We start from the raw sequence: 25,200 nt of genomic DNA, 5'->3' as shown, positions 1-25,200 counted from the left end.
CATGGCAGACTGGTTCCATGGACCGCCAGATCGATTACCGCCATCTTGAATCCCTGATTGCCTTGCTCACCGTGGCCCGCTTGGGCCGGTACACCGCGGCTGCAACGGTTCTCGGGGTGAACCACTCGACGATCTCCCGGCGCATCGACGCATTGCAAAAGGCCATGGGCGGCCACCTCTTGGCGCATACCCCCAATGGCTGGGAGCTGACGGATTTGGGCCGCCGGGCCATGGCCAGTGCCGAAGCCATCGAGCAGGCGGTGGCCGCCATCAGCACCGAGGAGGATTCCCCCACGTTGGCCGGGCATGTGCGGCTGGCAGCGCCCGATGCCTTCAGCGCGCATCTGGCGGCGCCCGCCTTGGCGAAGCTGCAGGCAAAGCACCCGCAGCTGGTGTTCGAAATTGTCTCGGAAACCACCCGCGCCCGGCAGACGCGCACCGGCATGGATTTGGAGATTGTCATCGGGCAGCCCAGCGTGCGCAAGGCAGCCTCCACCAAGCTCATGGATTATGAATTGCGGCTTTACGCCACGGCCGAATATCTTCAAGCCCACGGAACCCCACACCAGCTGTCGGAGCTGGCAGGCCACAGCTTGAATTACTACATTGATACGGCATTGACCGTGGATAAGCTGGACGAGGCGACCAGCCACCTGCCGCCGATGCACCGTGCGATTTCTTCGACCAGCATTGCGGTCCAGTACGCGGCAACGATGAACCATGCGGGGCTCGGGCTGCTCCCGGTCTTCCTGTCCAAGCACTATCCGAATCTGATTCCGGTCTTGCATGACCAGTTCAGCTACCTCTCCGAATATTGGCTCGTGGGCCGCGAGGAGGCGCTGCGCAGCAAGGCGGTTCAGGCGACCGTGCGGGCTCTGAATGATGCGGCGGCTAATGGGGATTGGTTCATACTCCCCTTCGGCAACCAGGTTCCCAGTTAAGCACCGCGTCACGCAGCTCTTGCACGTTGCTCGTGCTGTCCAGGCGCAGCACCGGTCGATCCAAGGTTTTCAGCCAAGCTTCGTGCCGTGCGCGGCTGCGCCCGCTGAATTCTGGATCATCATAATTGCTGGCCCAGGCCAGGAATTCGCCAAAAGCCCCGGTATTGATCTCCTCGCCGGCTCTTCGGATGATTTCTCGCTGCTTGATGCGCTGCAAGCGTTCTGGTGCGCTGAGCGTCAAGAACACCACGGCATCGCATCGTTGCAGGATCCTGTCTCCCCAGCCGCTCATCGCGCCGGAAAGCACCCAGGCCGAACGCCGCGCAAAAATCTCCAGCATCAATTCCACCCTTCTGGCAGGGTTTCGCTGCTGCGTGTAGGGCGGGTCGGTAGGCACCCAGAAGTAATCGTCCGAATCCGCATGGGGAACAGACCAGGCATCGGCGATGGAACGGCCCAGTGTGGTGGTTCCGCTCCCGCTGCCACCGACAATATGCAGTCTGCACGGTTGCATGAAAGCTCCCTCATGGTGTTGCGGTCTCAGGCGACGATTCTATGGCTTCGCTGAGGCAGTCCGCAGCCATGGCCGCCCGTGCACATTGTGCTCCGAGCTCATCGAGGGCCTCATCCAAAAGTAGGATTCGATTTCGATCATGATCTCGCTAAGCTCGAAATAGAACAACCTCATGACTAAGCGGCCGAAAGCAGGAGCATGTTGCTGAAATTCCTTGGACTGGCCAACAGCGCCGATGATTCCGAAACCGGCCAGATCCCTGCATGGCAGGGCGCGACAAAACGACAACGGCTGCTCTCCTTGGCCCTGCACCTCACGGTCGCGATCGTCATGTACCTTGCGGCAAGCTGGCTGTTGGATGGTTCCGGTGGATTCGCGCGATATGTGCCGGTCTTGCTTGCCTGCCAGACTCTTTTGCTGTGCGGCGTCATTTCCGAGCGGGCACTGCTGCGAGCCAATTAGCGCAAGAAAGGCTATTTCTGCATCTTCAGATGCTTTGCCGCTTCCACTTCGCCATCTGTAGCCAAGCGGTCCGCCTCATCGATCGCGCCCAAATCGGCGCCCTTGGTTTCCTTCATGAAGTACACGGCTACCAGGGTGAGAAGCGCCGCGAAGACAATGTAGCCAGCCACCGGCACCCACGAGCCATAGACCTTCAATAGCCAGGTGGCAATGATCGGTGCCATGGAACCGGCCACGATCGAGGTGACCTGGTAGCCCAGCGATACGCCCGAGTAGCGCATCCGGGTCGGGAACATCTCGGCCATGATCGCCGGCTGGCCGGCATACATCAGGGCGTGCACCGCCAGGCCGAGCACGATGGTGGACAAGATGATCGCGTGGTTGGCGGTGTTGAACAGCGGGAAGGCCACCACGCCCCAGATCATCATGAGTATCACGCCCGTGCCATAGACCGGGCGGCGTCCGCGGGTATCGGTAAACCGGCCCACCAGCGGAACCAGGATCGCGTGGATCACGTGGGCGATCAGCATCAGCCCGAGAATCGTGGAGGTATCCATCTTCAGCTGCGTGGCCATGTAGGTAATGGAGAAGGTCACCACCATGTAGTACATGATGTTCTCGCCAAAGCGCAGGCCCATCGCGGTGAAGACGCCGCGCGGGTAGCGCTTGAAGACTTCCTTGACGCCATATCCGGCGGCGGCATTCTGTTCCAGCTCCGCCTTGGCCTCCTTGAAGATCGGAGCATCGGAAACGCGGGTGCGGATGTAGTAGCCAACAATCACGATCACGACCGAGAGCCAGAAGCCCACGCGCCAGCCCCAGGCCAGGAAGGCCTCGTTGCTCAGTGCCGAGGACAGCACCAGCAGGACGATCGTGGCCAGCAGGTTGCCCACCGGCACCGCCGCCTGCGGCCATGAGGCCCAGAAGCCGCGTTCCTTGTTCGGCGCATGCTCGGCCACCAGCAGCACCGCGCCGCCCCATTCGCCGCCGACGGCGAAACCCTGGGCGAAGCGCAGGACGATCAGCAGGATCGGTGCCGCATAGCCGATGGAGTTGAAGGTGGGCAGGCAGCCCATGAGGAAGGTGGTGGCGCCGACCAGCACGATGGCCACCTGCAGCAGGTGCTTGCGCCCGTACTTGTCGCCGAAGTGGCCAAAGACGATGCCGCCGATCGGCCGGGCGATGAAGCCTACCGCGTAGGTCAGGAAGGCCTTGATGATGTTATCCAGGTCGTTGCCGTTATCCGGGAAGAAGATCTTGTTGAAAACCAGGGTGGCAGCGGTGGCATAGAGGAAGAACTCGTACCATTCGACGACGGTGCCGGCCATGGAGGCCGCAACGACCCTGCGCAATCCCTTGCGCTCGGACTTTGATGAGGTTTCACTGACCACAGTGGGTTCCTTCCGCCCTTGCTAGTTGCCCCGTTGGAACTAGACTTCAACAGCGAGTATGGCGCGGATCACATCGCCAAAGATAGCCGAAACGGTGCATAGTGGGACACAGATTGTGCACATTCGGCGTGCTTTTTTGCACAAGCCCGACAGATTCGGCAGGAGGCTCCATGGATATAGGCGTGAAATTGCGCGGCGTGCAGATGGACGGGCAAACCCGCTGCGCGCACTACCACCAGCTGCGCGACGTGATTGCGCTAAAGCACTTCTGCTGCGGCACCTACTTCCCGTGCCACCTGTGCCATGCCGAATTGGCCGGCCACCAGGCCCAACCGTGGCCAGCGCAATTATTCGACCAGCCCGCGGTGCTTTGCGGCGTCTGCCACAGCGAACTGACCGTCAACGAGTATCGCAGCGCCTCCTGTTGCCCGCACTGCCAGGCGCTGTTCAACCCGGGCTGCGCCGCCCACGCGCACCTGTACTTCGAGAGCTAGTGCGAACCGAGCAGCGGAACCACAAGCACCGGACGCTGCTGCTTCTGGGCCAGTGCCAGCGCAATGGAGCCATCCAGCAGTTCTGCGACCTTCTGGCGCAATCCCGAACGCCGGGTGCCCACCACAATTATCCGCGCCTCCTGCTGTTCCGCCACCGCGGCCAGAACCTTGGCGGGGTCCCCTGCCACGGCATAGCTTTCGAAGCTCGTGCCGGTAATCGACAGCGACAACTCCCACGCCAAGTCCTCGCCGACCGGATCGGCGGAGTCCAGCAGGTCCCCTTCGGCGAGCTTCTCGGTCACATATCGGCCGCTTTGCGCGTGAACGCAGATCAACCGGGCCTTCAGATCACGGGCTAGCTCCGCGGCGGTGACCAGCACCCCCGACGGCATACCCAATTCAACACCCACCACAACGGTGCTCATCAGCCGCACCTCCCCCTTCTCTTCGCCGGCATTACAGGTCAGCGAGCTCGATCCGCGGGTCGGCCAGGCGCTCGGCCGGGATTTCCCGCCCCACCAATTCCCGCAGGCCATCATTGACATCCCAAATATTCACATTGGCGGCCGCGGTGATCTTCTGCCCGTTTTGCCAGAACACCAGAAACTCCCCGCTCTCGACATCCCCGCGGATCACCGTCTCGTCCCCGGGATCGCTGTACCCCACATATTCCATGCCCAGATCGAACTGGTCTGTGAAGAAGTAGGGCAGCCAGTCATAGGACTTCTCCTGGCCCAGCAAGGTGGCTGCCGCCAGCTTGCCCTGGCGAATGGCATTGTCCCAATGCTCCACCCGCACCCGCCGGCCCAAAACCGAATGGGCGGCCTGTGCGATATCCCCAATGGCTAGGATCCGGGGGTCGCTGCTGCGCAGCGAGGCGTCCACCAGCACCGCCTGGTCCACTTCGAGCCCCGCCGTTTCAGCCAGCTGCACATTGGGCACAGCGCCGATGGCCAGCAGGACCACATCGGCCCGCGAGGAACCGGCATCGGAGAGCACCTGCAGGTGCCCGTCCACCTGCTCGATGCCCTGGACCTTGGCGGTGCGCACATCAACCCCGTGGCGCTGATGCAGCTCCAGCAGGTGGTGGCCGAAGCGCTCGCCGAACACCGAAGCCAGCGGAACCTTGGAGGAGGAATAGACGGTCACCCGCGCCCCGAGCTGGCGGGCGCTGGCGGCAACTTCCATGCCGATCCACCCCGAACCCACAACGGAGACCCGTGCCCCGTCGGTGATTTGGGCACGCAGCGACTTCGCATCGGAAAGCTTGCGCAGGGTGTGCACCCCGGGCAGGTCGTAGCCGGCAAGGGGCGCATCGCCGCCGAGATTTGCCCGCGATCCGGTAGCCAGAACCAGCCGATCGTAATCCACAAAGCTGCCATCGGCGAGCAGCACCTGGCGCCGGGCGGTCTCGATGCTGATGGCTGCCACACCCAGCCGCAGGGTGATGTTGTGCTCCTGGTACCAGTTGGCATCATGCACCGTGAAGCCTGCCGGCTCCTCGTTGCCTTGCAGGAACCCCTTGGATAGCGGCGGGCGCTCATAGGGCAGGTCGGGTTCGTCACCAATCAGCGTAATCGGCCCGGCAAATCCCTGGTCGCGCAGCTCGGTGACGGTCGTGGCGCCGGCAAGCCCGGCACCCAGGACAACGATCGATTCTTCAGCCAAGAGAACACCCCTTTGCTTTGGTCCACGGCCAATGGGCAGTACCTGTCCTCTGATACTCACACCCCGGGGCCATCTTTGGCAAGCAGCTTTTGCGCCGTTCACCATCCGTGGAGGAACGTGGCCGGAACCACGCTTGACTTAGATATCTGAGTACACTCATAATTGACTTGAGTCACCAATTTCTCAGGAGATCAGCCGATGAAAGCTTTTGTTGTCCGGAAGTACAGGGAACCACTGCAGCTGGCGGAGGTCGCCGAGCCTGGCGTGGGCGAGAACGATGTCCTCGTGAAAGTTCTGGCCGCCGGAGTGAACCAGCTCGACGAGAAGATCCGCGACGGCGAATTCAAGGCCATCTTGCCCTACAAGCCCTCCTTCATCCTGGGCCACGATGCCGCCGGAACGGTGCTGGAGGTCGGCTCCAAGGTCATTGGGTTCAAGGCCGGCGACCTGGTCTATGCCCGCCCGCGCGATCACCGCATCGGCACCTTTGCCGAGCGCATTGCGATCCACCAGGATGATGTCGCCCTGGCGCCGGCCACCCTCAGCGCCACCGAGGCCGCCTCGCTCCCCCTGGTCGCCCTGACCGCGTGGCAGGCGCTCGTGGTGCGCGGCAAGGTCCAGCCGGGCCAGAAGGTCCTGATCCATGCCGGGGCCGGCGGAGTGGGAACCATCGCCATCCAGCTTGCCAAGCACCTCGGCGCCCACGTGGCCACCACCGCTTCGGCAAAAAATGCCCAATTCCTGCAAGAGCTGGGCGCCGATCAGGTGATCGACTACCGCAGCGAGGACTTCGAAAAGGAACTGTCGGGATTTGACCTGGTCCTCGACAGCCTCGGCGGCGAGAACCTGGAAAAGTCGCTGCGCATCCTGGCTCCGGGCGGCAAGGCCGTGGGCATCACCGGTCCGCCGGATCCGGCATTTGCCCGCAAGGCGGGGATGAATCCCCTCGCTCGATTGGCCATTGCCGCGATGAGCGCCAAGATCCGCAAGCAGGCCAAGAAGCTCGGGGTGGGCTACGAATTCCTCTTCATGGATGCCAGCGGAGAACAGCTGCGCGAGATCGCCCAACTCGTTGATTCCTCGGTATTGCGTCCGGTCGTGGGCAAGACTTTTGGCTTCAGTCAAGCGCCACAGGCCATAAGCGCGCTGGCCCAGGGCGGTTTCCGGGGAAAAGCGGTGATCACCGGTGCCTAGCCCCTATGCCGAAGCCCCAACCAGCTTTGCGACTGCCAATGGCGTGCGCTTCGCCTACCGCGAGCTCGGGCCCCGGGGTGGGATTCCAGTGGTGTTCTTTGTCCATCTGGCCGCCAATCTGGACAATTGGGATCCACGAATCGTTGAGGCCATCGCCCAGCACCGCCATGTGATTGCCTTCGACCAGCGTGGCGTCGGGGCCTCTTCGGGCCGCGTGCCCGGGTCCATCGAGGCCGCGGCCGATGATGCCTATGAGTTCATCCGGGCACTGGGATACGGGCAGATTGACGCTTTCGCCTTTTCAATGGGTGGATTCATCGTCCAGGATCTGATCGTCAAGCACCCGAAGCTGGTGCGCAAACTGGTGCTCACGGGAACAGGGCCTCGCGGCGGCCGCAATATCGACAAGGTTGCGGCAGTGTCCTGCCTGGATATTCTCCGCTCGGCCATTGCCCGCGCGGACCCGAAGGAATTCCTGTTTTTTGAGCGCAACCGGTCCGGGAAACGGGAGGCAAAAGACTTCATCCAGCGCATTAATGAGCGCACCGAAAATCGCGATGCCAAGGTCAGCCTCAAGGCCCTTCGCACGCAGCTGAAGGCCATCGTGCGCTATGGCCGCTCTGCCCCCTCGGATCTTTCGGTGTTCACCGGGGCCGCATTGATCGCCAATGGGGACCGGGATCGAATGGTCCCCTCGATACTCTCGGTGGATCTGCACCAGCGGATCAAGGGCTCCGAGCTGATCATCTACCCGGATTCGGGGCATGGCGGAGTTTTCCAGTACTGGGAACAGTTCGCCCCTCGGGCCGCGGAATTCCTCGCCGGCTGATTAGCCAGGCAGGATCGCTTCAATCTGAGCCCGGATGCCCTGCAGAATTTCCCCGACCGCAGCTGGAGCATTGGCGGATGCGGCCATGGACAGGAACATGATCGACGAGACGACCTGGGCCAAGGTGGCCGCGGCGGTCTCATCCAGGTTTTCGCGTTCGCACAGCAGGCCGGCCACGGCCTGCTGTGTTTGCGCAACAATCTCCAGTGCTTCTCCATGGTGCGGCTCGCTGGGATCGCCGAACACCATTTCCCGCAGGTAGGTGCGGCCATTCTCGGTGTGGACCCGATTGCATTCCACGATCGGCTCCAGCAGCGCCATCAGCCCGTCCAGGGTCTTCGTGGTGGCGGCCGCGGCCTGCACTCCTCGCTCCAATGCTTGCGCGTAGTGGATGTTCTGCACCAGCAGCAGCAGTTCGCCCTTGGTCTTGGCATAGAGGAACAGCGTGCCGGTTCCGATATCGGCGGCTTCGGCTATTTGCTGCGTGGTGACCTCATCGACACCGTACCGGGCAAAAAGCTCGCTGGCGGCTTGGGTAATGCGCTCGAGCTTTTCCTGCTTGTTGCGCTCGCGCCGCCCGGCGGGTTGGGGCACCACAGGCATTGATGTTCCTCCAGCAATAAACGATGACTAAACTCACTTCTGATTGTAGTCATCATCTGACGGGTTGGGAATTCCCTGGCGCGATACTCCCGCACGCCGCTGGGCGGCGCCAGGTAAAAGCTTGCTGGAGTTTTTGCTCGGGCATGGTTAATTGTCCCGGGCCCCTTGTACAGTGCGAAGTACCCGCAAGGGCAGCGTCCCCGAATCATCAAGGAGCCCGCCATGTTCAGCACCCACTCACCCGGCACGGCAGCCACCGAAGTTCCCGGCCGTTTTGTGCTCATCTTCGATGCACCCGATGCACCCGATGCCGCCACTGCCGGCATCGCCGCCCAGGCACGCGAACAGGAAGTTCCGCAGCTCTTGCGCGAACAGGAATATTCGATCAGCGAGTACTACCCGGCCCTGGGCATCGCGGTAGTCACCAGCAACGCCGATCAGCTCGAGGACTTCCGCCAGCGCTGCATCGGGCACCACTTGCCCCCGGCAGTCGTGCCGGAACTGGTCTACCGGATCCTGCCCGAAGCCGGCGCCAAGGATTCCTACGCGGACACGGAGCAGTTCACCTGGGGACTGCAGGCGGTAGGCGCGGATTTGAGCTCCTTCACAGGCCGGGGCATCAATGTGGCGGTGCTGGACACCGGCTTTGATGCCGCCCACCCTGACTTCGCCGGGCGAACCATCACCGCCAAGTCCTTTGTCGAAGGCGAAGACGCCAGCGACGGCCACGGCCATGGAACGCACTGCATCGGCAGTTCCTGCGGACCGCGCACCCCGGAACAAGGACCGGGCTACGGGGTCGCCAGCCAAGCCAATATCTTCGCCGGCAAGGTCCTGGGCACCGATGGCTCGGGATCCGACTCGACGATCCTGGCCGGCATCAACTGGGCGCTGGAAAACAAGTGCGAGATCATCTCGATGTCCCTGGGCGCGGACGTGAAAACCGTGCACCCGCCCTATGTCACCGCCGGGCGGCGCAGCCTGGAACTGGGTTCGCTGATCATTGCGGCAGCCGGCAATAATGCGCAGCGCTCAGCCGGCAACCCCGGCTTTGTCGGCGCCCCGGCCAACAGCCCGTACATCATGGCGGTGGCGGCGCTGGATTCGAAGCTGGCCGTGGCCGACTTCTCGGCGCAGGCGCTGGCCGCCGAGGGCGGCGAGGTGGATATCGCCGGCCCCGGAGTTGATGTCTACTCCTCGTGGCCCGGCACCCAGCGCTACAACACCATCAGCGGCACGTCCATGGCCACCCCGCATGTGGCCGGCGTAGCCGCCCTGCTGGCAGAATCCACCGGGCTGCGCGCCCAGGAACTGTGGGACAAGCTGGTGGCCGAGTCCCGCGACGTGCAGCTGCCCGCCGCGGACGCAGGAGCCGGGCTGGCCCAGGCCCCGGCCAGCGCGGAAGGCTAGCGGCATGTCCAGCACCCAAGTGCACATCTACGTGATCACCCTGGTGGACAATGTCCAGCCCGAGGACATCGTCGATGAGCTGCAGGCCCACGGCTTGCGGGTTAAGCAAGTGCTCGCCGCCCTGGGCCAGATAATTGGCGAGGGCAGCGAGCAGGTGGCCGCGCAGCTGCGCGGCCTGGACACGGTGGTCTCGGTGGATGCCCAGCGCACCTATCGGGCGCTGGGCGATCAGTCCTAGTCCACCGGGTCCGAAGCGAATTCCAGCATCGCGTCGATCATCCAGTGCACGGTGTGCTCGGTGAAGGAGGCGCGCGGCATGATCCGCCAGCTTTCCTCGCCGGTGCGCCACAGCAGCACCGGAATGCCGGCCAGCGAGGTGGTGATCGCCTGGTTCACCGCGAAGCTGCGCGGGTGCAGATCTGCCGGGCAGCTCTTGCGCAGCACTAGCGGCGCGTTGGCTCCGGAGAGCTCGAGCACGCTGCGGTTGGCCGAGAGGTCAACGACCTGCCCCGGCTCCTGGCCCAGGGCTGCCTCCAGCTTGGATGCCAGGGCGGCATCTTCCGGCGCGGTCACCAGGAACTCATCCGGTCCCAGCCACAGCACGCCCACGCTGCCTGCTTCGCCGGCGACCTGGCCGACCTTTTCCGGCAGGCCCACGCCGGTGGCCTCGGCCAGCGCGCCGTAGCCGGCGCTGCCCGGTGCGCAGCGCACCGAGACCTGGGTGGTGAAGGCGACTTCGCCCAGGTTCAATCCCCCGGCGACACTGGCCTCGGCCATCAGCTGCTGCAGGTGCGCGGCGGGCGAACGGCGGGCTTCAATCAAGGTGTTGCTAGCCATCTCGACGGCTTCCTTCCGGGTCAAAGAGGACGGTTTCTGCGATGGTGACCTCGGCCAGCTGGCCGTTGATCGGGGTGCGCAGGGTTTCACCAATGCGGTTGCGCCCATTCTTGATCAGCGCCAAGCCGAAGGTCCGGCCCAGGGCCGGCGAATTGTACGAGCTGGTCACCCAGCCTTCCATCGGGGTGATGCCCTCGGCGCCAAGTTCTTCCACCGCGACCAGCGCGGCGCCTTCTGGCAGATGCAAGGACTTGTCCACCGGCAAGACCGAGACCAGGTGCTTGCGGTCTTCGCGCTGGTTGTCGACACGGGAGTAGGAGCGGGAGCCCACAAAGTCCTTGACCTTGGAGACGACCCAGTCCATGCCGGCATCCTGCGGGGTCACCGTGCCGTCGGTATCCTGGCCGACGATGATGAAGCCCTTCTCGGCGCGCAGCACGTGCATGGTTTCGGTGCCGTACGGGGTGATGTTGAATTCCTGCCCGGCGGCAAAAACATCCTCCCAGACCTTCAGCCCGTGCCAGGCCGGGATCGCGATTTCGAAGGCCAGCTCGCCGGAGAAGGAAATGCGCGAGATGCGCGCTTCGATCCCGGAATCCAGCACCACGTCCTGGAAGGCCATGAACTTGAAGGCCTCGTTGGACACGTCCACCGAGGAGGCGACCTTGGCGATCACTTCGCGCGAGCGCGGTCCCACCACGGCCACGGTGGCCAGCTGCTCGGTCACCGAGGTGCACACGACATCCAGCTCAGGCCATTCGGTCTGCAGCCACTCCTCCAGCCAATCCAGCACGGTGGCCGCATTTCCGGTGGTGGTGTGCATCAGGAAGCGGTCTTCGGCCAGGCGCAGGGTCACGCCGTCGTCGAAGATCATGCCATCGGCCTTGCACATCACGCCGTAGCGGCCCATGCCGACCTTCAGCTTGGTGTAGCCGTTGGTGTAGATGCGGTTCAGGAACTCGGCCGCATCCGCCCCGCGGATTTCGATCTTGCCCAGCGTGGTCGCATCGAGCATGCCGACCGATTCGCGCACGGCCTTGGCTTCGCGGTAGACCGCTGCTTCCATGTCCTCCCCGGCCTGCGGGTAGTACCACGCGCGCTTCCACTGCCCGACATCCTCGAATTGGGCCCCGTGGGACAGGTGCCAGGAGTGCATGGCGGTGATGCGCGCCGGGTCCAGCTGGTCCCCGCGGTTGCGCCCGGCCAGGGCAGCGAAGGCCACCGGGGTGTAGGGGGCGCGGAAGGTGGTGGTGCCCACCTGTGCCGGGTTCTCGATGCCCAGCACCGCGGCGATCACGCCGATCGCTGCCACGCCGCTGGTCTTGCCCTGGTCGTTGGCGGTGGAGATCGAGGTGTACCGCTTGATGTGCTCCACCGACTGCATGCCTGCCCCGGTGGCGCGCAGCACGTCGGCCACGGTTTGGTCGCGCTGCAGGTCGACGAAGTGGAACTTGTAGTTCGCGGCGTCGTCGCCGAAGCGCGAAGGAACCAGCCACACCGGGCGGGTTTCGCCGGCGGCAACCGGCAGCGCCTCGGGGGTGCGGGCGATGGTGCTGTAGCCGGCGGCGGTGGCTGCCGCCGCTCCGGTGGCGGCACCGGTGGACAGGGCGCTGGCGGTATCCAGCCGCCCGGTCAGCGCACCGGCCAGGTGCTGGTTGGCAACAGCATCAGCAGGCACGAAGGCGTGGATGGCGGTGTCCCAGTTCAGCTTGCCCTGGCGCTGGGAGTGCAGGTGCACCACCGGGTTGAAGCCGCCGGCCACGGCCAGCACGTCGGCCTCGATCCGGGACACTTCGCCCAGCTCGCGCTGTTCGTCCAGCTCGGCCACGAAAATCGCTGCGAGATCCCCGGACTCGTTGGCCTCGGTGTCCACCACGGCGGATCCGGAGATCACCTGGACGCCGTCGGCCACGGCCTGGGCGGCCACGGCGGAAATGCTGCGGCGCGCATCGATCACCGCGACCACCGAACCGGAGGCAGCCAGTTCGCCGACCAGTTCGTAGGCCGAGTCATTGGTGGTGAATACGGCGATCTTCTGCCCGGCGCGCACGCCGTAGCGGTTCAGGTAGCTGCGCACGGCCCCGGCGAGCATGATGCCCGGGCGGTCGTTGTTCTCGAAGACCACCGGACGCTCGTGGGCGCCGGTGGCCAGCACCACCTGGCCGGCACGGATGTGCCAGATGCGTTCGCGGGAGACGCCCGGGGCCGCTGGGCCGTCGTGGTGCGCGGTGCGGCGCTGGACGGCGACCAGGTAGTTGGCGTCGTAGGAGCCGAAGACCGTGGTGCGCTGCAGGTGGGTGGTTTCCCCGGCCTGCGCCAGTTCTCCGACCACCGATTCGATCCAGGCGGTGGAATCCACGCCGTCGATCTGCTCGCCGGCGGTATCCAGCAGGGTGCCGCCGGCCTCGGCCCGCTCATCGAGCAGCATCACCCGGGCGCCGGAGCGCGAGGCTTCGCGGGCCGCGGCCAAGCCTGCCGGTCCTGCGCCAACCACCAGGACATCGGTGTGCACATGCACGTGGTCGTAGTACACCGAGTCGGTGCCTGGATCCAGCACGCCCAGCCCGGAGAGCAGGCTGGCCGATGTGCCCTCGGCCACCGAAACGGTGGTGGCAGGCAGCATGGACTCATTGACCTCGCCCTTGTGGCGGGCGGCCACGGTGATCAGCGCGTTGGGCTCTTCCACGCCAGCGGCAAGGATCCCGCGCGGGCGCTTGAGGTAGAGCGATGGGCCGCACTGGCGGATCTGGTTGGCCAGCATGGCGCTGGCGACGGTGTCCCCGCGGAAAGCGGAAAGCTGCTGCCCGTCGACGCTCAGGGCCAGAGGCTGATCGCTGTCGATCCGGGCGCGTGAGCGCAGTTCAACAGGTAGTCGCTGCGGCTTGCTCATCGGGTGCCTCCTTGAAGTGTGTCGATCTGCGGTTGCGCCTCGCCGGCGCCGTATACGGCCAGGAATTCGTAGCTGACGGTGTCGCGCAGGGCGTTGAACCACTTGCGGCAGCCGCCGGCGTGGACCCAGCGCTCGGCGAAAATGCCTTTTTTATTGCCACGGTAGAACAGGTAGCGGGACCATTCCTTGTCGGTGAGTTCCGCCGGATTTTCCGGGTAGGCCACGTGGGCTTCGCCGCCGTAGCTGAATTCGTTTTCGTTGCGTGGCCCGCAGTGCGGGCAGTCAATTAGCATCATGATGGCTGCTCCTAGTGTGCGACGGCTGCGGCGCCGTGTTCGTCGATCAGGTGGCCGGTTTCGAAGCGCTCCAGGCTGAATGGGGCATTCAGCGGGTGCGCCTCGTCGTGGGCGATCGTGTGCGCCAGGGTGAAGCCGGCGCCCGGGGTGCCCTTGAATCCGCCGGTGCCCCAGCCGCAGTTCACGTACAGGTTCTGGATCGGGGTCTTGGAGATGATCGGCGAGGCATCCAGGGTGGTATCCACGATGCCGCCCCAGGTGCGCAGCACGTGCGCCCGGGCGAAGATCGGGAAGAGCTCCACGGCCGCGGCCATTTGCTCTTCGATCACGTGGAAAGCGCCACGCTGGCCGTAGCCGTTGTAGCTGTCGATCCCGGCGCCCATCACCAGTTCGCCCTTGTGGGCCTGGGAGACGTAGACGTGGATGTGGTTGGACATGACCACCGTCGGGTGGACCGGCTCGAACAGCTCGGAGACCAGGGCCTGGAGCGGGTGGGACTGGATCGGCAATTCGAATCCGGCCATTTCGGCCAGCACCGAGGAGTGCCCGGCACCTGCCAGGGCGACCTTGCCGGCGTTGATGGTGCCGCGCGTGGTCTTCACGCCGGTGACCTTCTCGCCGTCCTTGATGAAGCCGGTGACTTCGCAGTTCTGGATGATGTCCACGCCCATCTCGTTGGCCTTGCGGGCGAAGGCCCAAGCCACGTGGTCGTGCTTGGCGATGCCGGCACGTGGCTGCCAGGTTGCGCCCATGACCGGGTAGCGGATGTTGTCGCTGGTGTTGATGATCGGGCAGGCTTCCTTGACCTGGGAGGGGTCGAGCCATTCGGCGTCCACGCCGTTGAGCTTATTCGCCTCCACGCGGCGCACCGATTCGCGCACGTCGCCCAGGGTGTGGGCCAGGTTCATCACGCCGCGCTGGGAGAACAGGAAGTCGTATTCCAGGTCCTCGGGCAGCTGCTCCCAGAGCTTCAGCGACTTCTCGTAGATGCCGGCCGATTCATCCCACAGGTAGTTCGAGCGGATGATGGTGGTGTTGCGGGCCATGTTCCCGCCGGCCAGCCACCCCTTTTCCAGGACTGCGACATTGGTGATGCCATGGTTTTTCGCGAGGAAGTACGCGGTAGCCAGGCCGTGGCCGCCACCGCCGACGATCACAACGTCGTAGGACTTCTTGGGGTCCGGATTCGCCCACAGGAACTCCGGGTGTTCAGGCAGCAGATCAGCCACAGTGAATCTCCAATCTTCGACAGTACCGCGTGCAATGTATGAATTGCCGACAACTGATATATCAATCTGCGATTCACTGTATGATAGAAAGCGAAACCCGGTCAATGGGTACGCGAAAATTACTTTGATGCTACGCACCGCAGGAGGAGTCCCCATGAGCGAATCCCTCTCAGATCGCGCCTACCAGATACTGCGCGACCGCCTGATCATGCTGGATATCGCCCCGGGCGAGCCGATCAACGAAGCCCAGCTGGTCCAGGAGCTCAATATCGGCCGCACCCCGCTGCGCGAAGCGCTCAAGCGGCTCGAAGTCGACCATCTGGTCCATTCCTACCCGCGCCGGGGAACCTTCGCCACGCGCGTGGATATCACCGAGCTCGCCGCCATAACCGAAGTGCGCCTAGCCCTGGAACCCCTTGCGGCCGATCGAGCCGCCGCGCTGGGTGGCGGATCAGTCCGGGCCGAAATCGAGCAGACCCTCCGCACCATCTCCCATCTCACCGGCGACGAGACCCGGCGCAGCCTCATGGAAAACGACCTGGCCGTGCACCGCCTGATCTACCAGGCCGCCGCCAACCACCACCTGGAAGAGACCCTCATCCGGCTCGATAACCTCGCCACGCGCATCTGGTGCCTCACCCTCGATCGCCTGCCGAGCATCGACGCGCATATCGCCGAGCACCAGGCGCTGCTCAAAGCAGTCCTCGATCAAGCCCCTGAAACTGCCAGCACCCTGGCTCGCGACCACATCGCAAGTTTCGAAGCTTCGGTCCGCGCCGTTCTCTGACCCAAAAATCCACCGCCCATTCCATGCCGATATTCAGCCATCAATGCCCAGCTAATCACTACTTGATGTGTGACTTTATCGTGTTCTAAAAGTTATCCACACATAATTAAACTTTCGAAGACATATTCGACTACCCAGCGTAAAATGAGAATATGTCCGAAATAGTAACCCCCTCGGGGGATCATCCCGACCCATCAGATCACGGCACCATCCATGCCGTGATCGGAGCGCTGGAAACTAGACTGGCATACCTTGAAGAACATGGAACTAAATTCGAGTGCGCCGAAGCCATTTCCGAACTCGAATCCACCGTGGCCTCATTGAACTACCACCAAGCTGCACTTTCTCATCAGCTCGAAATTGACGTGGTGCAATCCAATTCCGAAAAGCATCCCGGAAGCAAAGCCTGCAGTCAGCTCAACCGTGGCGCAGCTGCCGCCGTTGCACTCGCCCGCCGCACGGACCCCCATGGCTACCAAACGTATTTAGAGAACTGCCGGATCCTCTTCGAAAGCACTCCACATCTGGCCGCTGCATATAGCCGTGGCGAATTCACCGAGGCCCAGATTCGGGCTATTCTCACCCCGCTGCATTCCGTCAAGGAAGAACGCCGAACAGAATTCGACGACCTTTTCGCCAAGAATCCGAAGATGTTTGAGAACCTGGGCAATAGGAAAATCAGTGACGCTGTCTACGACTTCACCCTGACCTACGCTTCGGACCAGCAGTGCAAGGAACAGAAATCTGCTGAGGAAAAGCGCTTCGTCAAATTCACGCCTAATTCCCGCACCGGCATGATGCGTGTGAACGGCAGTATCCCCATCAGCGCGGGGATCGCCATGAAGAATGACATGAAAGCCACGGCTCGCAGCCTCAAAGCAAAGGGCGATTCCCGCACCCGGGCGCAGATAGAGGCAGACTACTTCTCGAGTTTCTGCACCAACCCCGAGGCCAAGGTTCCACTCACCCTAACTCTTGGCTTGGTAATGACAGATAAGACGCTTTTTCTCGGCGACAGGAATCCCGCCCACCTGGAAGGCTACGGCGTCATTGCTCCCCAGTACGCCCGTGAGCTGGTTGCCGGCCAGGAGATCATGAACAACATGACCCTGGCTGACATGGCCGCCACTCGCTCACCGGCTTTCGTTGAAACGCTGGAAGCCACCATCGAACTCATCCGCCTGTATACCGCCCCGGGTGACAAGGAACTGATCGCGATGGATTCCAAAGCGAGGATCTTCCCGGAGAAAATGAAGAAATTCGTCAAAATACGCGACAGACATTGCCGCACCCCATTCTGCGACGGAACGATTGAGGAAATCGACCATGTCACCCAAGCTTATTTAGGCGGACATACCTGCGTGATCAATTCCGACGGTCGTTGCAAGTTGTGCAACCAAGCCAAGGAAACCCCAGGATGGCAGGAATTCGTCCTCAAGAGCGGACCACATTCAATGCTGATCAACACCGGCATGGGCATCAAGTACCGGTCCACGGCACCGCCAGCGACCGGTTTTGCGCATAAGCCTTACCCACAGCACATGAGTGAAGCCGACTGGGTACGCACATTTGAAGATTGGCTCAATCGGCCGCCAGACAGTGGCGGCAGTCCGCCTGATGGCCAGGACATTCCACCGGACATTGAAGACATTCCCGCATGATGTCGACGACGGATGCAAAATGAAGAATCCGCACAATGGTGACGCTAGTTCACCTGAAAATCCATTCCAACCATTTCTTGAGACACCTTCCAAACACGTTGGGCTTCCGGTTCCGAAGTGAGCCGGGAGTACAACGGTTGTTTCGCCGGGCCACCGCCCAAATGGAGGAATCCGCTCGGTCCAAAGAACTCACCTCCAGCGGTTTCCGGAGCAGCTGCAGCCATGAGTGCAGGAAGCTTCGCGGTCTCAACGGTTCCCAGAACTAGTCCTTTTTCCGAGAGGAATCGAATCACTCTGCGGAATGGGGTTTCAGCGCTTCGCCCAATCTCAGGACGAGCCGCCAGCAGGTTTGTTGGGGCGACTCCTGGATGAGAAAGATTGCTCGATATCCCCCACCCGTGCGCTTTGCTTTGCCGATCCAGTTCCAGCCCGAAGAGCCCCAAAGCAATCTTGGACTGGCTGTAGGCACGCTGTCCGCGGTACGACCGCTCCCAGTTCAAATCCTGCCAATTTATGGATCCCTCATTAGCGGCAATGCTTACTTGCGAGGTCACGCGAGCCTTACCCGTTTTGAGTAATGGCAGTAGGTGACCGACTAGAGCGACGTGGCCTAGGTGGTTGGTTCCAAACTGAAGTTCAAAACCATCTTTGGTCTCTTGACGATCTGGCGGCGCCATGACGCCAGCGTTATTGACCAGGATGTGGATCGGTGAGCCATGTTCATTCATGGCGGCGCCAAAGGCAGCAACAGAATCCAGCGATGCAAGATCCATGGACTGCAATTCGAGACTGGCCGCCGGGACAGTCGAGCGGATCTTGCCGATTGCAGATTCGCCCTTTTGCCTATTTCGAACAGGCAGAACCACGTGGGCGCCGGCTGCGGCGAGCCGGGTTGCGATGCCGATTCCTACGCCATCGCTGGCGCCGGTCACAACAGCTCGCCGGCCGCTGAGATCTGGGATGTCGAGGTCAATTTCGGTGCGCGGCATAAGCTACTCCAACTGGTAGGTGTAGTCCCAGCCTAGACCTTGATGCAACCGGCAAAGAAGAAGCGGTAGGAAGCGAACAAGAATGTCTGCTTTCTACCGCTGGATTCCCGCTACGAAGGAAACGCCATCCTAGCGGGCGACAGCCGACCGGTAAGCCTCTGGCGCCTCCTTGCGAAGCTTGTCCGCATCAGGAGGCAGGATGAATCCTGCCTCCAACGCAGCACTGATCGACGCTGCGAGCTTTTCGAGATAGTCCTGTTCCGATGCGTAAAGCGAGGCCAGGGTCTGTTCGTTGAAAGGCTCGAAGGTGCCCGTGAGCTCTTCAAGCGGCGAGGCAGCACATTCAGATCCGCGGAACAGTCCTAGTGGCAGTCGATCTGTGGCAGTCGGATACCACCGCTCGCGAAGCCGAGCTCGTCACGACCGATAGTTGGAGAATCCCCTGCAACATCAATTCGTGGCGAACTTGTTGGCGTGACTCCTTCGATCAGCCAACGATGCACGCTGCGGACGGCCGCGTCACGATATGACAGGGTGCTCGGCAGGTTCGGTTCTGCCCCGATTCGTGCAGGGAATGGTGGCAACATGCCCCATTCCCGCTTAATTTTCGGCATCCCTTCTTGCATGCTCGGCAATGGGCCGTGGGCAATGTCCGAGGCTTCCGAATAGCGGAACAATGCGGAACCGGACGGCGCGCAAGAACGCACGATCCTTGAATTGCTCGCCGTTGCTTTTGGCGACCTTGAAGCCGGCCGGAACTAGAGACTGAAGTGGCAATCGTCATTGCACGATCATGGCCACGGCAAGAGCTCAATTAAAGCTTCGACGCAACCTCGAACAGCTTGGAATACAAAAATCTCCCGGTCAGATGACCGGGAGATTTTTATTTCATTTGGTGGAGGTAAGGGGATTCGAACCCCTGACCTTCTGCATGCCATGCAGACGCGCTACCAACTGCGCCATACCCCCAAAAAGAGCTGGTCCCTTTGGTATTCCCACCGCTGAACCGAGATAAAACTCTACCGGAGGTCCTGGAAAAACACCAAATCGGCTATAGGAGACGCTGATCACATCGCGCCTATTCAAAATGTCCCTCAGCGATGCAAGAATGATCTCGGAGCCGATCGGCTCCGCCAAGAAGTCAGTGAAAGGCGCGATCCCATGGCCATTGGAATGACCCCGTACCTTCGCTTCGCCGGTGATGCCCGCGAAGCCATGGAATTCTACAACGCAGCACTCGGCGGCGAGCTATCGATGATGACCTTCCAAGAAGGCATGAACGATGGCAACCCCGCCACCGCAGATTTGATCATGCACTCGTCACTCTTCGTGGAACGCGGCATCCACCTGATGGCTTCAGACACTCCCCCGGAGATGAACGTCAGCGGCAACGGGGTGATTGCCCTGAGCAGCGATGCCACCGACGAAGCCGACAACGCGGTTCTAACCAAGTGGTGGGAAGCGTTGACGGCCGGCGCCACCATCGAGGTGCCTTTGGAGAAAGCGCCCTGGGGCGACTCCTTCGGCCAGCTTCGCGACAAGTTCGGCGTGGTGTGGATGTTCAACATCTCCGCCGTGCAGGGCTAGAAACTAGTCGATCACGGTGCGCTCGTGGGCCGCGATGGCCTCGCGGCCCACGAGCAAGCCGACCTTCTTTGCTCGCGCCTGGGTAATCATGGCGATCAGCAGACCCAGTACTGCCAGGCCCGCGCCCACCAACGATGGCGCGCGGTAGCCAAGACCAGCCGAAATCACGGCAGCACCCAGGGCGGCGCCCAAGGCGTTGGCAACGTTCAGCGCCGAGTGGTTCAACGAAGCTGCCAAGGACTGGGCATGCGGAGCCGAGTCCATCAGCAGGGTCTGCAGGCTCGGAATCAGCAGCGAGCCCACGGCGCCCAGCACGAAGACCATGATCATCGTCGGAATCACCCAGCTGGCCACAGCCGCGAAAACCAACATGGTCGCGGCCATCAAAACGCTTGAGAGCTTGATGGCGCCGAAGACCGACCAGTCCGCCAGGCGGCCGCCAATCAGCGAACCAACCACCATGCCCAGCCCATACAGGGCCAGGGCGATCGGGACGAGTGTGATCTTCAGGCCGGACTCCTCGGTCAGCGTTGGCGAGATGTACGAATACACCGCGAAGAACCCGCCGAAGCCGACGATGCCGGTGGCCATGGCCAGCCACACCTGCGGGCTTTTCAGCGCGGTGAGTTCGCGTCGGATGCTGGCACCTGGTTCAGCCTTGCGCCACGGAACGAACAGGGTGATCAGTACCGCGGTGGCCAGGCCGATGAACGCGACGATGTAGAACATGGATCGCCAGCCGGCCTGCTGGCCGAGCATGGTGACCAGCGGGACGCCGCCGACGTTGGCCACCGAGAGCCCGAGCATCACCCAAGCAATAGCGCGGCCACGCATGGTTCCAGGCACCAGGCTTCCAGCCAGCACGCCGGCCAGTCCGAAGTACGCGCCATGGGGCAGCCCGGCAAGGAAGCGGGTGATCAGCATGGTGTTGTAGTCGGGAGCGAAGGCCGAGGAGAGGTTCGCGAGGGTAAAAAAGAGGATCAGGAGCTGCACCGCGCGCTTGCGCGGGATCTTGGCAGCCATCGCGGTGAGCACCGGAGCGCCGACCACCACGCCAATGGCGTAGGCGCTGATCATCAGCCCCATCTGCGAGTTGCTGACGTCGAGGTCTAGGGCGCCTTCCTGGAGCAGGCCCATCATCGAAAATTCGGTAACGCCGATGCCGAAGCCGCCCATGGCCAGAGCGAGGATCGCCAATAATAATTTTCCGCCGGATAGGTAGGCAGTCATTCAGTTCTCAATTCTAGGCAGGTGCATGATCGCGGCATCCTCGGCGCGCTATTTCCATCGTAGTGACTATGGGGAATCGCCGGGGCACTTCTCCAGCTGAAAATTACGATTCCCACAGTATTTTGTGCCACTGTTTAAGTCCTATGTCTCATGCATCGCACCAACGCCTTTCGGCCCCGCTGATTATCGCGAGGGTCTTCTTTGTCCTGCTTTGCTTAGCGCTGGCAGGGCTGATGGTATTCCATCAGCAGGTCCCCGACATCCTGGGCCTTGGCCTGGTCGTGGACAATCTTGCGCCCTGGGCAGGCTTGGGGATCCCCGTGTTGCTGGTCATCGCCCTGGTGGTGCGCGGACGAGCCAGCTTCATCGGATTGCTGGTTCCCGTAGTGGTGTGGTCGGTGCTTTTTGGCAGCAGCTTCATTCCGCATGCAAAGTACGCGCCGCAAGCCTCGCTAGAAGTGGCCACGCAAAATGTCCACGAGTCGGCGGGGTTGCAAGCGGCCCGGGAACTGGCCGCTTCCGGGGCGCAGGTCATCACTCTGCAGGAGATCGGGCAGGGCCAGGAAGAGCAGATCAGCCAGGAGCTGTCCGAAACCCACCCTTACCGGTACATGGTCAGCACCGTGGGTGTATGGAGCGCCTACCCATTGAAGAATGCACAGCCACTGGACCTGGGGCTGGGCTGGAATCGCGCCTTGCGTGTTGATGTCAGTACCGAGCATGGCGACGTGCGGCTGTACGCGGTGCATGCCGCTTCGGCCAGGCCCACCGGACATCATGAACGCGATGCCATGCTCGCCTCGCTGGCCAGCTATGTCGAGGCCGATGATTCAGCCAAGATCATTGCCGCCGGCGACTTCAACGCCACCAGCACGGACCGGCACTTTGCCCCGGTCCTGGATGCCTTGGACGAGGCCGCCTACAGCGATTGGGGGCTGGCGGTGACCTGGCCGCGCTCCCCTTTCCCGGTGCTCGGGATCGACCACATGATGTTGCGCGGAGTGGCCTCGGCCGATCTGAAGCGCCTGCCGATCGGCGACTCGGATCACTACGCCCTGCAAGCCACCATCGATTTGGACAACTCGCAGTAGCCCAGCTGGCAAGCCTAAATGGACTGCAGCCCGGTTTGGCGCAGGGTGATGTTGATGCGCCCAGCGCCCAGCTGGCACCTGGCAGGGGCCGTTCCAGGGTGGATCCTAGTCACCCCGTGATAGGCAAAGCGTGCCGGGCCATCAAAGATGAGCAGGTCCCCGGAGGCCAGGCGCAGGTCTTGCCATGGCCGGTTCCGGTTCTCGGTGTTGCCCAGGCGGAAGGTTGCCGAGTCGCCGATGGACAGCGAAACCACCGGCGCGTTAATGCGCTCGTCGGCATCTTGGTGCATGCCCATGGTGGCTTGGTGGTCGTAGAAATTCACGATGGCGGCGTCGGGAAGATAGGCTGCGGCGCGCCGGGCATCGCCGGTGGCTTCGGCCACGGCGTTCTGGCCCAGTCGCACCAGCCATTGTTCCATCGGCGCCACCGGTGCGCCGCCGAGGTCGTCGGCGGTTTTTGAATAGCGGTTTGGGCTCCAATGCCAGCCCAAACTCAGCGATTGCACACTCATGGGATGGCCATTGATGTGCGTGCGGTGGGGCGGGACAGGTCCGTGTCCCCACTGGAAAAAGCGTGCAACGATCCAATCCTGCGCGGCGGGGCTGAGCCAACCGGGCAGATGCCATACCCCGGGTCGCACTATTCCCCCGGCGCGGGCCAAGGCGCTGTCATCAAAAAGCGATTCCATGCACCCAGCGTGCCCGTTGCAGGCATCGGTCGGCAAGCTCCTGCGTATTCGCTCACTGAATTTTGCAGGTTGCCGGCCCAGTGCCTTGCAACACTACTGACATTAATGACCTAGTGTTTCATCTCTCCGACTCGAACATTTCCAGAAGGTTAACCTTTATTCGATTTATTACACCTGAAACATTTGCGATACCTACGGGAAAAGCTGGAGCCCTACGCTGGGTAGCACCACTTATTCCAAGGAGCATCCCATGTCATTCAGGAAAATCCAGCACGGATCGAAGCGATCATGATCGGCATAGACCTCGAGCTTTCCCAGTGCATGGTGCTGATCGCAGGCAGCCGATCCGCCAGCAAAACCACCGCCGACCGCTTGAGCGCCGAAGGCTGCAGCCTACTGTTTGCCGAGGACGCGCAGCAGGCGCTGGGGCAGCTGGAACGGGCGGGCCTGCTGGTGATTTGCGATCACCGTCCCGAGCGCTTTGACCAGGTGGTGGCCGCGGCAAGGATCCCGGTATTGCGGGCGGCTCCGGCCGCTGCCACCGGTTCGATCACCTTGCTCGGCGGCGGCCCTGGCGCCTTGGACCTGATGACCCTTCGCGGGGTGCGCGCCCTGGCCGAGGCCGAGGTGGTCTTCGCCGACCGGCTCGGTCCCAGCGAGCATCTTGCGGTCCTGGCGCCGCAGGCCACCATCATCGACTCGGGCAAGCTGCCCGGCCACCACAAGCTCACCCAGCGCCAGATCGAAGCGCGGATGATCGAGGCGGCGCAGGCCGGTGCCAAGGTTGTCCGGCTCAAGGGCGGGGACCCCTATGTTTTCGGCCGCGGCTTTGAAGAAGTCGCTGCAGCCACCGCCGCCAAGATCCCGGTCAGCGTGATTCCAGGGTTGAGCTCCTGCATCACCGTGCCAGCCGCCGCGGGCATTCCGGTCACGGCCCGCGGGGTGAACACCATGTTCACCGTGGTCTCCGGGCACGATCCGCTCGGCGAGCAGCAGCTGGAGCAGTTGGCCAAGCTGGGCGGCACGATCGTGATCCTGATGGGCATGGGAACCATCGAACAAACTGTCTCGGGACTGCTGCGCGTGGGAATGCCCAAACACATGCCCTGCGCCATCGTGCAGTCGGGCACCACCGATATCCAGCGCACCAGCCATGCGCCGCTCTGCTCCCTGGCCGAGGTGGCCCGCGCACACTCGAATCCGGCCGTGATCGTCATCGGCGAGGTGGCGCAATTGCCGCAGTCCTTGCTCAATGCGGTGCCGGCCGCCAGTATCGAACCTGCTTTGGAGACCGCCTGATGAATATCGCGAAACCCTTGGCTGGATTCCGCATCGCCGTGACCAGCGATCGGCGTTCAGCCGAATTGATCGAAGCTTTTGAACGGCGTGGCGCTGAGGTTACCCACACCCCGTTGCTGCGCCTGGCCCCGCTGGATGACGAGCAGCAGCTGCTGGCGCAGACCCACAAGCTGATCGAGGCCCGGCCGCAGGTCGTGGTGATCACCACCGCCTACGGGCTGCGGCGTTGGCTGGATACCGCTGAGGCGGCCGGGATCGGCGACGAGTTGATCACCGCCTTCAGCCAGTCCGAACTCTATGTGCGCGGGTCCAAGGCCCATGGGTCGGTGCGGGCGCTGGGCCTGGAGCCGGCAGGCGTGGCCAAGGACGGGCGCAGCTCTTCGCTGCTTGAGATGATCAAGGGGAAGCTTGCTTCAGCCACCGTGGCCCTGCAGCTGCACGCCGACTCGGATCATGGAATGCCACAGCAGCTACGCGAGCTCGGGGCGCGGCGGGTGATCAAGGTCGAGCCGTACCGCTGGCAGGATACCAGCAGCGACACCGGGATTTCGGCTTTGGTGGAGGGCTTGTGCGCGGCGCACTTCGACGCGGTGACCTTCACCAGCGCACCGAGCGTGCACGCGCTATTCGCCGCCGCCAATGCGCGCAATCGGCTCCCCGCCCTGCAGCGTTCCTTGGCCGAGCGCGTGGCCGTGGCCACCGTTGGGCCAGTGACCGCTTCCCCGCTGGAAGAAGCCGGCATCACCCCGCTGGTTCCCGAACGCCACCGCATGGGCGCGATGATCGGCCAGCTCGTTGAGCATCTGGGTTCGCTGGGCACCTTGCAGGCGCAGACCGTGCATGGCCAGGTGCAGCTGCGCGGGCGCACCCTGTCGATCCAGGACCAGAATTGCGAGCTGACTCCGGGGCAGGCCGAGCTGGTGCGCGCGCTGATCGAGGCCGGCGGCAGCGTGCTCTCGCGCGATGAGCTCAGCGCCGCCCTGCCCGAGGTCAGCTCGCGGCACGCATTGGACATGACGCTGAGCCGGCTGCGCCGGGCCTTGCCCCAGCCGGAAATTATCACCACCGTGATCAAGCGCGGGTACCGGCTGAACGTCTAGCGAGCATTT

Annotated in this window: 27 protein-coding genes and 1 tRNA gene; 13 read left to right on the top strand and 15 right to left on the bottom strand. The window is 62.8% G+C overall.

All coding sequences use genetic code 11. From position 1 onward, the window contains the following. Positions 1 to 17 precede the first annotated feature (17 nt). Entirely contained in the window at positions 18 to 941 is a 924-nt protein-coding gene (locus ACT7DV_RS09760; protein WP_444662174.1) for a LysR family transcriptional regulator, read from the top strand. Here ACT7DV_RS09760 and ACT7DV_RS09755 read toward each other — a convergent pair. Beyond that, positions 907 to 1,455 carry a hypothetical protein gene (locus tag ACT7DV_RS09755; RefSeq protein WP_444662173.1) on the bottom strand — a complete coding sequence of 183 codons (549 nt, stop codon included), beginning with the start codon at positions 1,453 to 1,455 and terminating at the stop codon, positions 907 to 909. The two genes, ACT7DV_RS09760 and ACT7DV_RS09755, sit on opposite strands and share 35 nt — an antisense overlap. 198 nt (positions 1,456 to 1,653) lie before the next feature. Here ACT7DV_RS09755 and ACT7DV_RS09750 point away from each other — a divergent pair, with 198 nt between their 5' ends. Continuing rightward, the gene (locus tag ACT7DV_RS09750; protein WP_444662171.1) at positions 1,654 to 1,917 is read left to right on the top strand and encodes a hypothetical protein; all 264 of its coding nucleotides are present in this window, start codon (positions 1,654 to 1,656) and stop codon (positions 1,915 to 1,917) included. 11 nt (positions 1,918 to 1,928) lie between these two features. On the opposite strand, the gene ACT7DV_RS09745 is transcribed toward ACT7DV_RS09750, so the two are convergent. Further along, positions 1,929 to 3,308, bottom strand: a complete 1,380-nt coding sequence (locus ACT7DV_RS09745) for an MFS transporter (protein ID WP_444662170.1) — start codon at positions 3,306 to 3,308, stop codon at positions 1,929 to 1,931. A gap of 170 nt (positions 3,309 to 3,478) precedes the next feature. Here ACT7DV_RS09745 and ACT7DV_RS09740 point away from each other — a divergent pair, with 170 nt between their 5' ends. Continuing rightward, positions 3,479 to 3,802, top strand: a complete 324-nt coding sequence (locus ACT7DV_RS09740; RefSeq protein WP_444662168.1) for a CHY zinc finger protein — start codon at positions 3,479 to 3,481, stop codon at positions 3,800 to 3,802. Here ACT7DV_RS09740 and ACT7DV_RS09735 read toward each other — a convergent pair. Then, a complete protein-coding gene (locus tag ACT7DV_RS09735) occupies positions 3,799 to 4,227 on the bottom strand; it encodes a universal stress protein (RefSeq protein ID WP_444662166.1) in 429 nt (142 codons plus the stop codon). The genes ACT7DV_RS09740 and ACT7DV_RS09735 overlap by 4 nt on opposite strands. Positions 4,228 to 4,258: 31 nt before the next feature. Then, on the bottom strand, positions 4,259 to 5,470 hold the full coding sequence (locus ACT7DV_RS09730) for an NAD(P)/FAD-dependent oxidoreductase (RefSeq protein WP_444662164.1): 1,212 nt from the start codon (positions 5,468 to 5,470) through the stop codon (positions 4,259 to 4,261). A 198-nt stretch (positions 5,471 to 5,668) separates the two neighbouring features. Between ACT7DV_RS09730 and ACT7DV_RS09725 the strand changes: the two genes are divergently transcribed. Beyond that, positions 5,669 to 6,664 carry an NADP-dependent oxidoreductase gene (locus ACT7DV_RS09725; protein ID WP_444662162.1) on the top strand — a complete coding sequence of 332 codons (996 nt, stop codon included), beginning with the start codon at positions 5,669 to 5,671 and terminating at the stop codon, positions 6,662 to 6,664. Next, the gene (locus tag ACT7DV_RS09720; RefSeq protein ID WP_444662161.1) at positions 6,657 to 7,493 is read left to right on the top strand and encodes an alpha/beta fold hydrolase; all 837 of its coding nucleotides are present in this window, start codon (positions 6,657 to 6,659) and stop codon (positions 7,491 to 7,493) included. The genes ACT7DV_RS09725 and ACT7DV_RS09720 overlap by 8 nt, the downstream gene beginning before the upstream one ends. Here the strand turns inward: ACT7DV_RS09720 and ACT7DV_RS09715 are convergent, their stop codons facing one another. Then, complete coding sequence (locus tag ACT7DV_RS09715) at positions 7,494 to 8,096, bottom strand: TetR/AcrR family transcriptional regulator (protein WP_444662159.1); 603 nt, start codon at positions 8,094 to 8,096, stop codon at positions 7,494 to 7,496. It abuts the gene before it with no gap. Between the two features lie 222 nt (positions 8,097 to 8,318). Here ACT7DV_RS09715 and ACT7DV_RS09710 point away from each other — a divergent pair, with 222 nt between their 5' ends. Then, positions 8,319 to 9,506, top strand: coding sequence for a S8 family serine peptidase (locus ACT7DV_RS09710; protein ID WP_444662158.1), 1,188 nt, complete (start codon positions 8,319 to 8,321; stop codon positions 9,504 to 9,506). 4 nt (positions 9,507 to 9,510) lie between these two features. Further along, positions 9,511 to 9,744 (top strand): hypothetical protein, encoded by a 234-nt coding sequence (locus ACT7DV_RS09705; protein ID WP_444662156.1) that lies wholly within the window; start codon positions 9,511 to 9,513, stop codon positions 9,742 to 9,744. On the opposite strand, the gene ACT7DV_RS09700 is transcribed toward ACT7DV_RS09705, so the two are convergent. The 4 genes from ACT7DV_RS09700 to ACT7DV_RS09685 are packed head-to-tail and all read right to left on the bottom strand — an operon-like array spanning position 9,741 to position 14,758. Next, positions 9,741 to 10,343 carry a sarcosine oxidase subunit gamma gene (locus ACT7DV_RS09700; RefSeq protein WP_444662154.1) on the bottom strand — a complete coding sequence of 201 codons (603 nt, stop codon included), beginning with the start codon at positions 10,341 to 10,343 and terminating at the stop codon, positions 9,741 to 9,743. The two genes, ACT7DV_RS09705 and ACT7DV_RS09700, sit on opposite strands and share 4 nt — an antisense overlap. After that, complete coding sequence (locus tag ACT7DV_RS09695) at positions 10,336 to 13,233, bottom strand: sarcosine oxidase subunit alpha family protein (RefSeq protein ID WP_444662152.1); 2,898 nt, start codon at positions 13,231 to 13,233, stop codon at positions 10,336 to 10,338. The genes ACT7DV_RS09700 and ACT7DV_RS09695 overlap by 8 nt, the downstream gene beginning before the upstream one ends. Beyond that, a complete protein-coding gene (locus ACT7DV_RS09690; protein ID WP_058256911.1) occupies positions 13,230 to 13,529 on the bottom strand; it encodes a sarcosine oxidase subunit delta in 300 nt (99 codons plus the stop codon). Before ACT7DV_RS09690 ends, ACT7DV_RS09695 begins: the two co-directional genes overlap by 4 nt. A gap of 11 nt (positions 13,530 to 13,540) precedes the next feature. Continuing rightward, the gene (locus ACT7DV_RS09685) at positions 13,541 to 14,758 is read right to left on the bottom strand and encodes a sarcosine oxidase subunit beta family protein (protein WP_060702540.1); all 1,218 of its coding nucleotides are present in this window, start codon (positions 14,756 to 14,758) and stop codon (positions 13,541 to 13,543) included. A gap of 154 nt (positions 14,759 to 14,912) precedes the next feature. Between ACT7DV_RS09685 and ACT7DV_RS09680 the strand changes: the two genes are divergently transcribed. Together ACT7DV_RS09680 and ACT7DV_RS09675 are read left to right on the top strand one after the other, a co-directional pair. After that, positions 14,913 to 15,545: a GntR family transcriptional regulator gene (locus tag ACT7DV_RS09680; RefSeq protein WP_444662150.1), complete on the top strand. Its 633-nt coding sequence runs from the start codon at positions 14,913 to 14,915 to the stop codon at positions 15,543 to 15,545. A gap of 320 nt (positions 15,546 to 15,865) precedes the next feature. Then, complete coding sequence (locus ACT7DV_RS09675) at positions 15,866 to 17,206, top strand: DUF222 domain-containing protein (RefSeq protein WP_444662148.1); 1,341 nt, start codon at positions 15,866 to 15,868, stop codon at positions 17,204 to 17,206. Between the two features lie 44 nt (positions 17,207 to 17,250). On the opposite strand, the gene ACT7DV_RS09670 is transcribed toward ACT7DV_RS09675, so the two are convergent. The 4 genes from ACT7DV_RS09670 to ACT7DV_RS09655 form a co-directional block, all read right to left on the bottom strand. Beyond that, on the bottom strand, positions 17,251 to 18,195 hold the full coding sequence (locus ACT7DV_RS09670; RefSeq protein WP_444662147.1) for an SDR family oxidoreductase: 945 nt from the start codon (positions 18,193 to 18,195) through the stop codon (positions 17,251 to 17,253). Between the two features lie 129 nt (positions 18,196 to 18,324). Further along, positions 18,325 to 18,555 carry an alpha/beta hydrolase domain-containing protein gene (locus ACT7DV_RS09665; protein WP_444664828.1) on the bottom strand — a complete coding sequence of 77 codons (231 nt, stop codon included), beginning with the start codon at positions 18,553 to 18,555 and terminating at the stop codon, positions 18,325 to 18,327. A gap of 2 nt (positions 18,556 to 18,557) precedes the next feature. Then, positions 18,558 to 18,782 (bottom strand): alpha/beta hydrolase domain-containing protein, encoded by a 225-nt coding sequence (locus ACT7DV_RS09660; RefSeq protein ID WP_444662145.1) that lies wholly within the window; start codon positions 18,780 to 18,782, stop codon positions 18,558 to 18,560. 306 nt (positions 18,783 to 19,088) lie between these two features. Next, positions 19,089 to 19,164, bottom strand: a tRNA-Ala gene (locus ACT7DV_RS09655). A 192-nt stretch (positions 19,165 to 19,356) separates the two neighbouring features. Here ACT7DV_RS09655 and ACT7DV_RS09650 point away from each other — a divergent pair. Continuing rightward, positions 19,357 to 19,782: a VOC family protein gene (locus ACT7DV_RS09650; protein WP_444662143.1), complete on the top strand. Its 426-nt coding sequence runs from the start codon at positions 19,357 to 19,359 to the stop codon at positions 19,780 to 19,782. A gap of 3 nt (positions 19,783 to 19,785) precedes the next feature. On the opposite strand, the gene ACT7DV_RS09645 is transcribed toward ACT7DV_RS09650, so the two are convergent. Further along, positions 19,786 to 21,012, bottom strand: a complete 1,227-nt coding sequence (locus ACT7DV_RS09645) for an MFS transporter (RefSeq protein WP_444662142.1) — start codon at positions 21,010 to 21,012, stop codon at positions 19,786 to 19,788. 143 nt (positions 21,013 to 21,155) lie between these two features. On the opposite strand from ACT7DV_RS09645, the gene ACT7DV_RS09640 reads away from it, so the two are divergent. Then, positions 21,156 to 22,103 carry an endonuclease/exonuclease/phosphatase family protein gene (locus tag ACT7DV_RS09640; protein ID WP_444662140.1) on the top strand — a complete coding sequence of 316 codons (948 nt, stop codon included), beginning with the start codon at positions 21,156 to 21,158 and terminating at the stop codon, positions 22,101 to 22,103. Between the two features lie 14 nt (positions 22,104 to 22,117). Here the strand turns inward: ACT7DV_RS09640 and ACT7DV_RS09635 are convergent, their stop codons facing one another. Beyond that, positions 22,118 to 22,792: an alpha-ketoglutarate-dependent dioxygenase AlkB family protein gene (locus ACT7DV_RS09635; protein ID WP_444662139.1), complete on the bottom strand. Its 675-nt coding sequence runs from the start codon at positions 22,790 to 22,792 to the stop codon at positions 22,118 to 22,120. Positions 22,793 to 23,080: 288 nt separating this feature from the next. On the opposite strand from ACT7DV_RS09635, the gene cobA reads away from it, so the two are divergent. Continuing rightward, positions 23,081 to 24,091 carry a uroporphyrinogen-III C-methyltransferase gene (cobA, locus tag ACT7DV_RS09630; RefSeq protein ID WP_444662137.1) on the top strand — a complete coding sequence of 337 codons (1,011 nt, stop codon included), beginning with the start codon at positions 23,081 to 23,083 and terminating at the stop codon, positions 24,089 to 24,091. Next, positions 24,091 to 25,191: a uroporphyrinogen-III synthase gene (locus ACT7DV_RS09625; protein ID WP_444662136.1), complete on the top strand. Its 1,101-nt coding sequence runs from the start codon at positions 24,091 to 24,093 to the stop codon at positions 25,189 to 25,191. Before cobA ends, ACT7DV_RS09625 begins: the two co-directional genes overlap by 1 nt. The last annotated feature ends 9 nt before the right edge of the window (positions 25,192 to 25,200 follow it).

This window comes from Glutamicibacter sp. TV12E (assembly GCF_052441935.1).
In the GTDB taxonomy this organism is placed as follows: domain Bacteria; phylum Actinomycetota; class Actinomycetes; order Actinomycetales; family Micrococcaceae; genus Glutamicibacter.
This window is presented reverse-complemented; position numbering and strand designations above follow the sequence as displayed.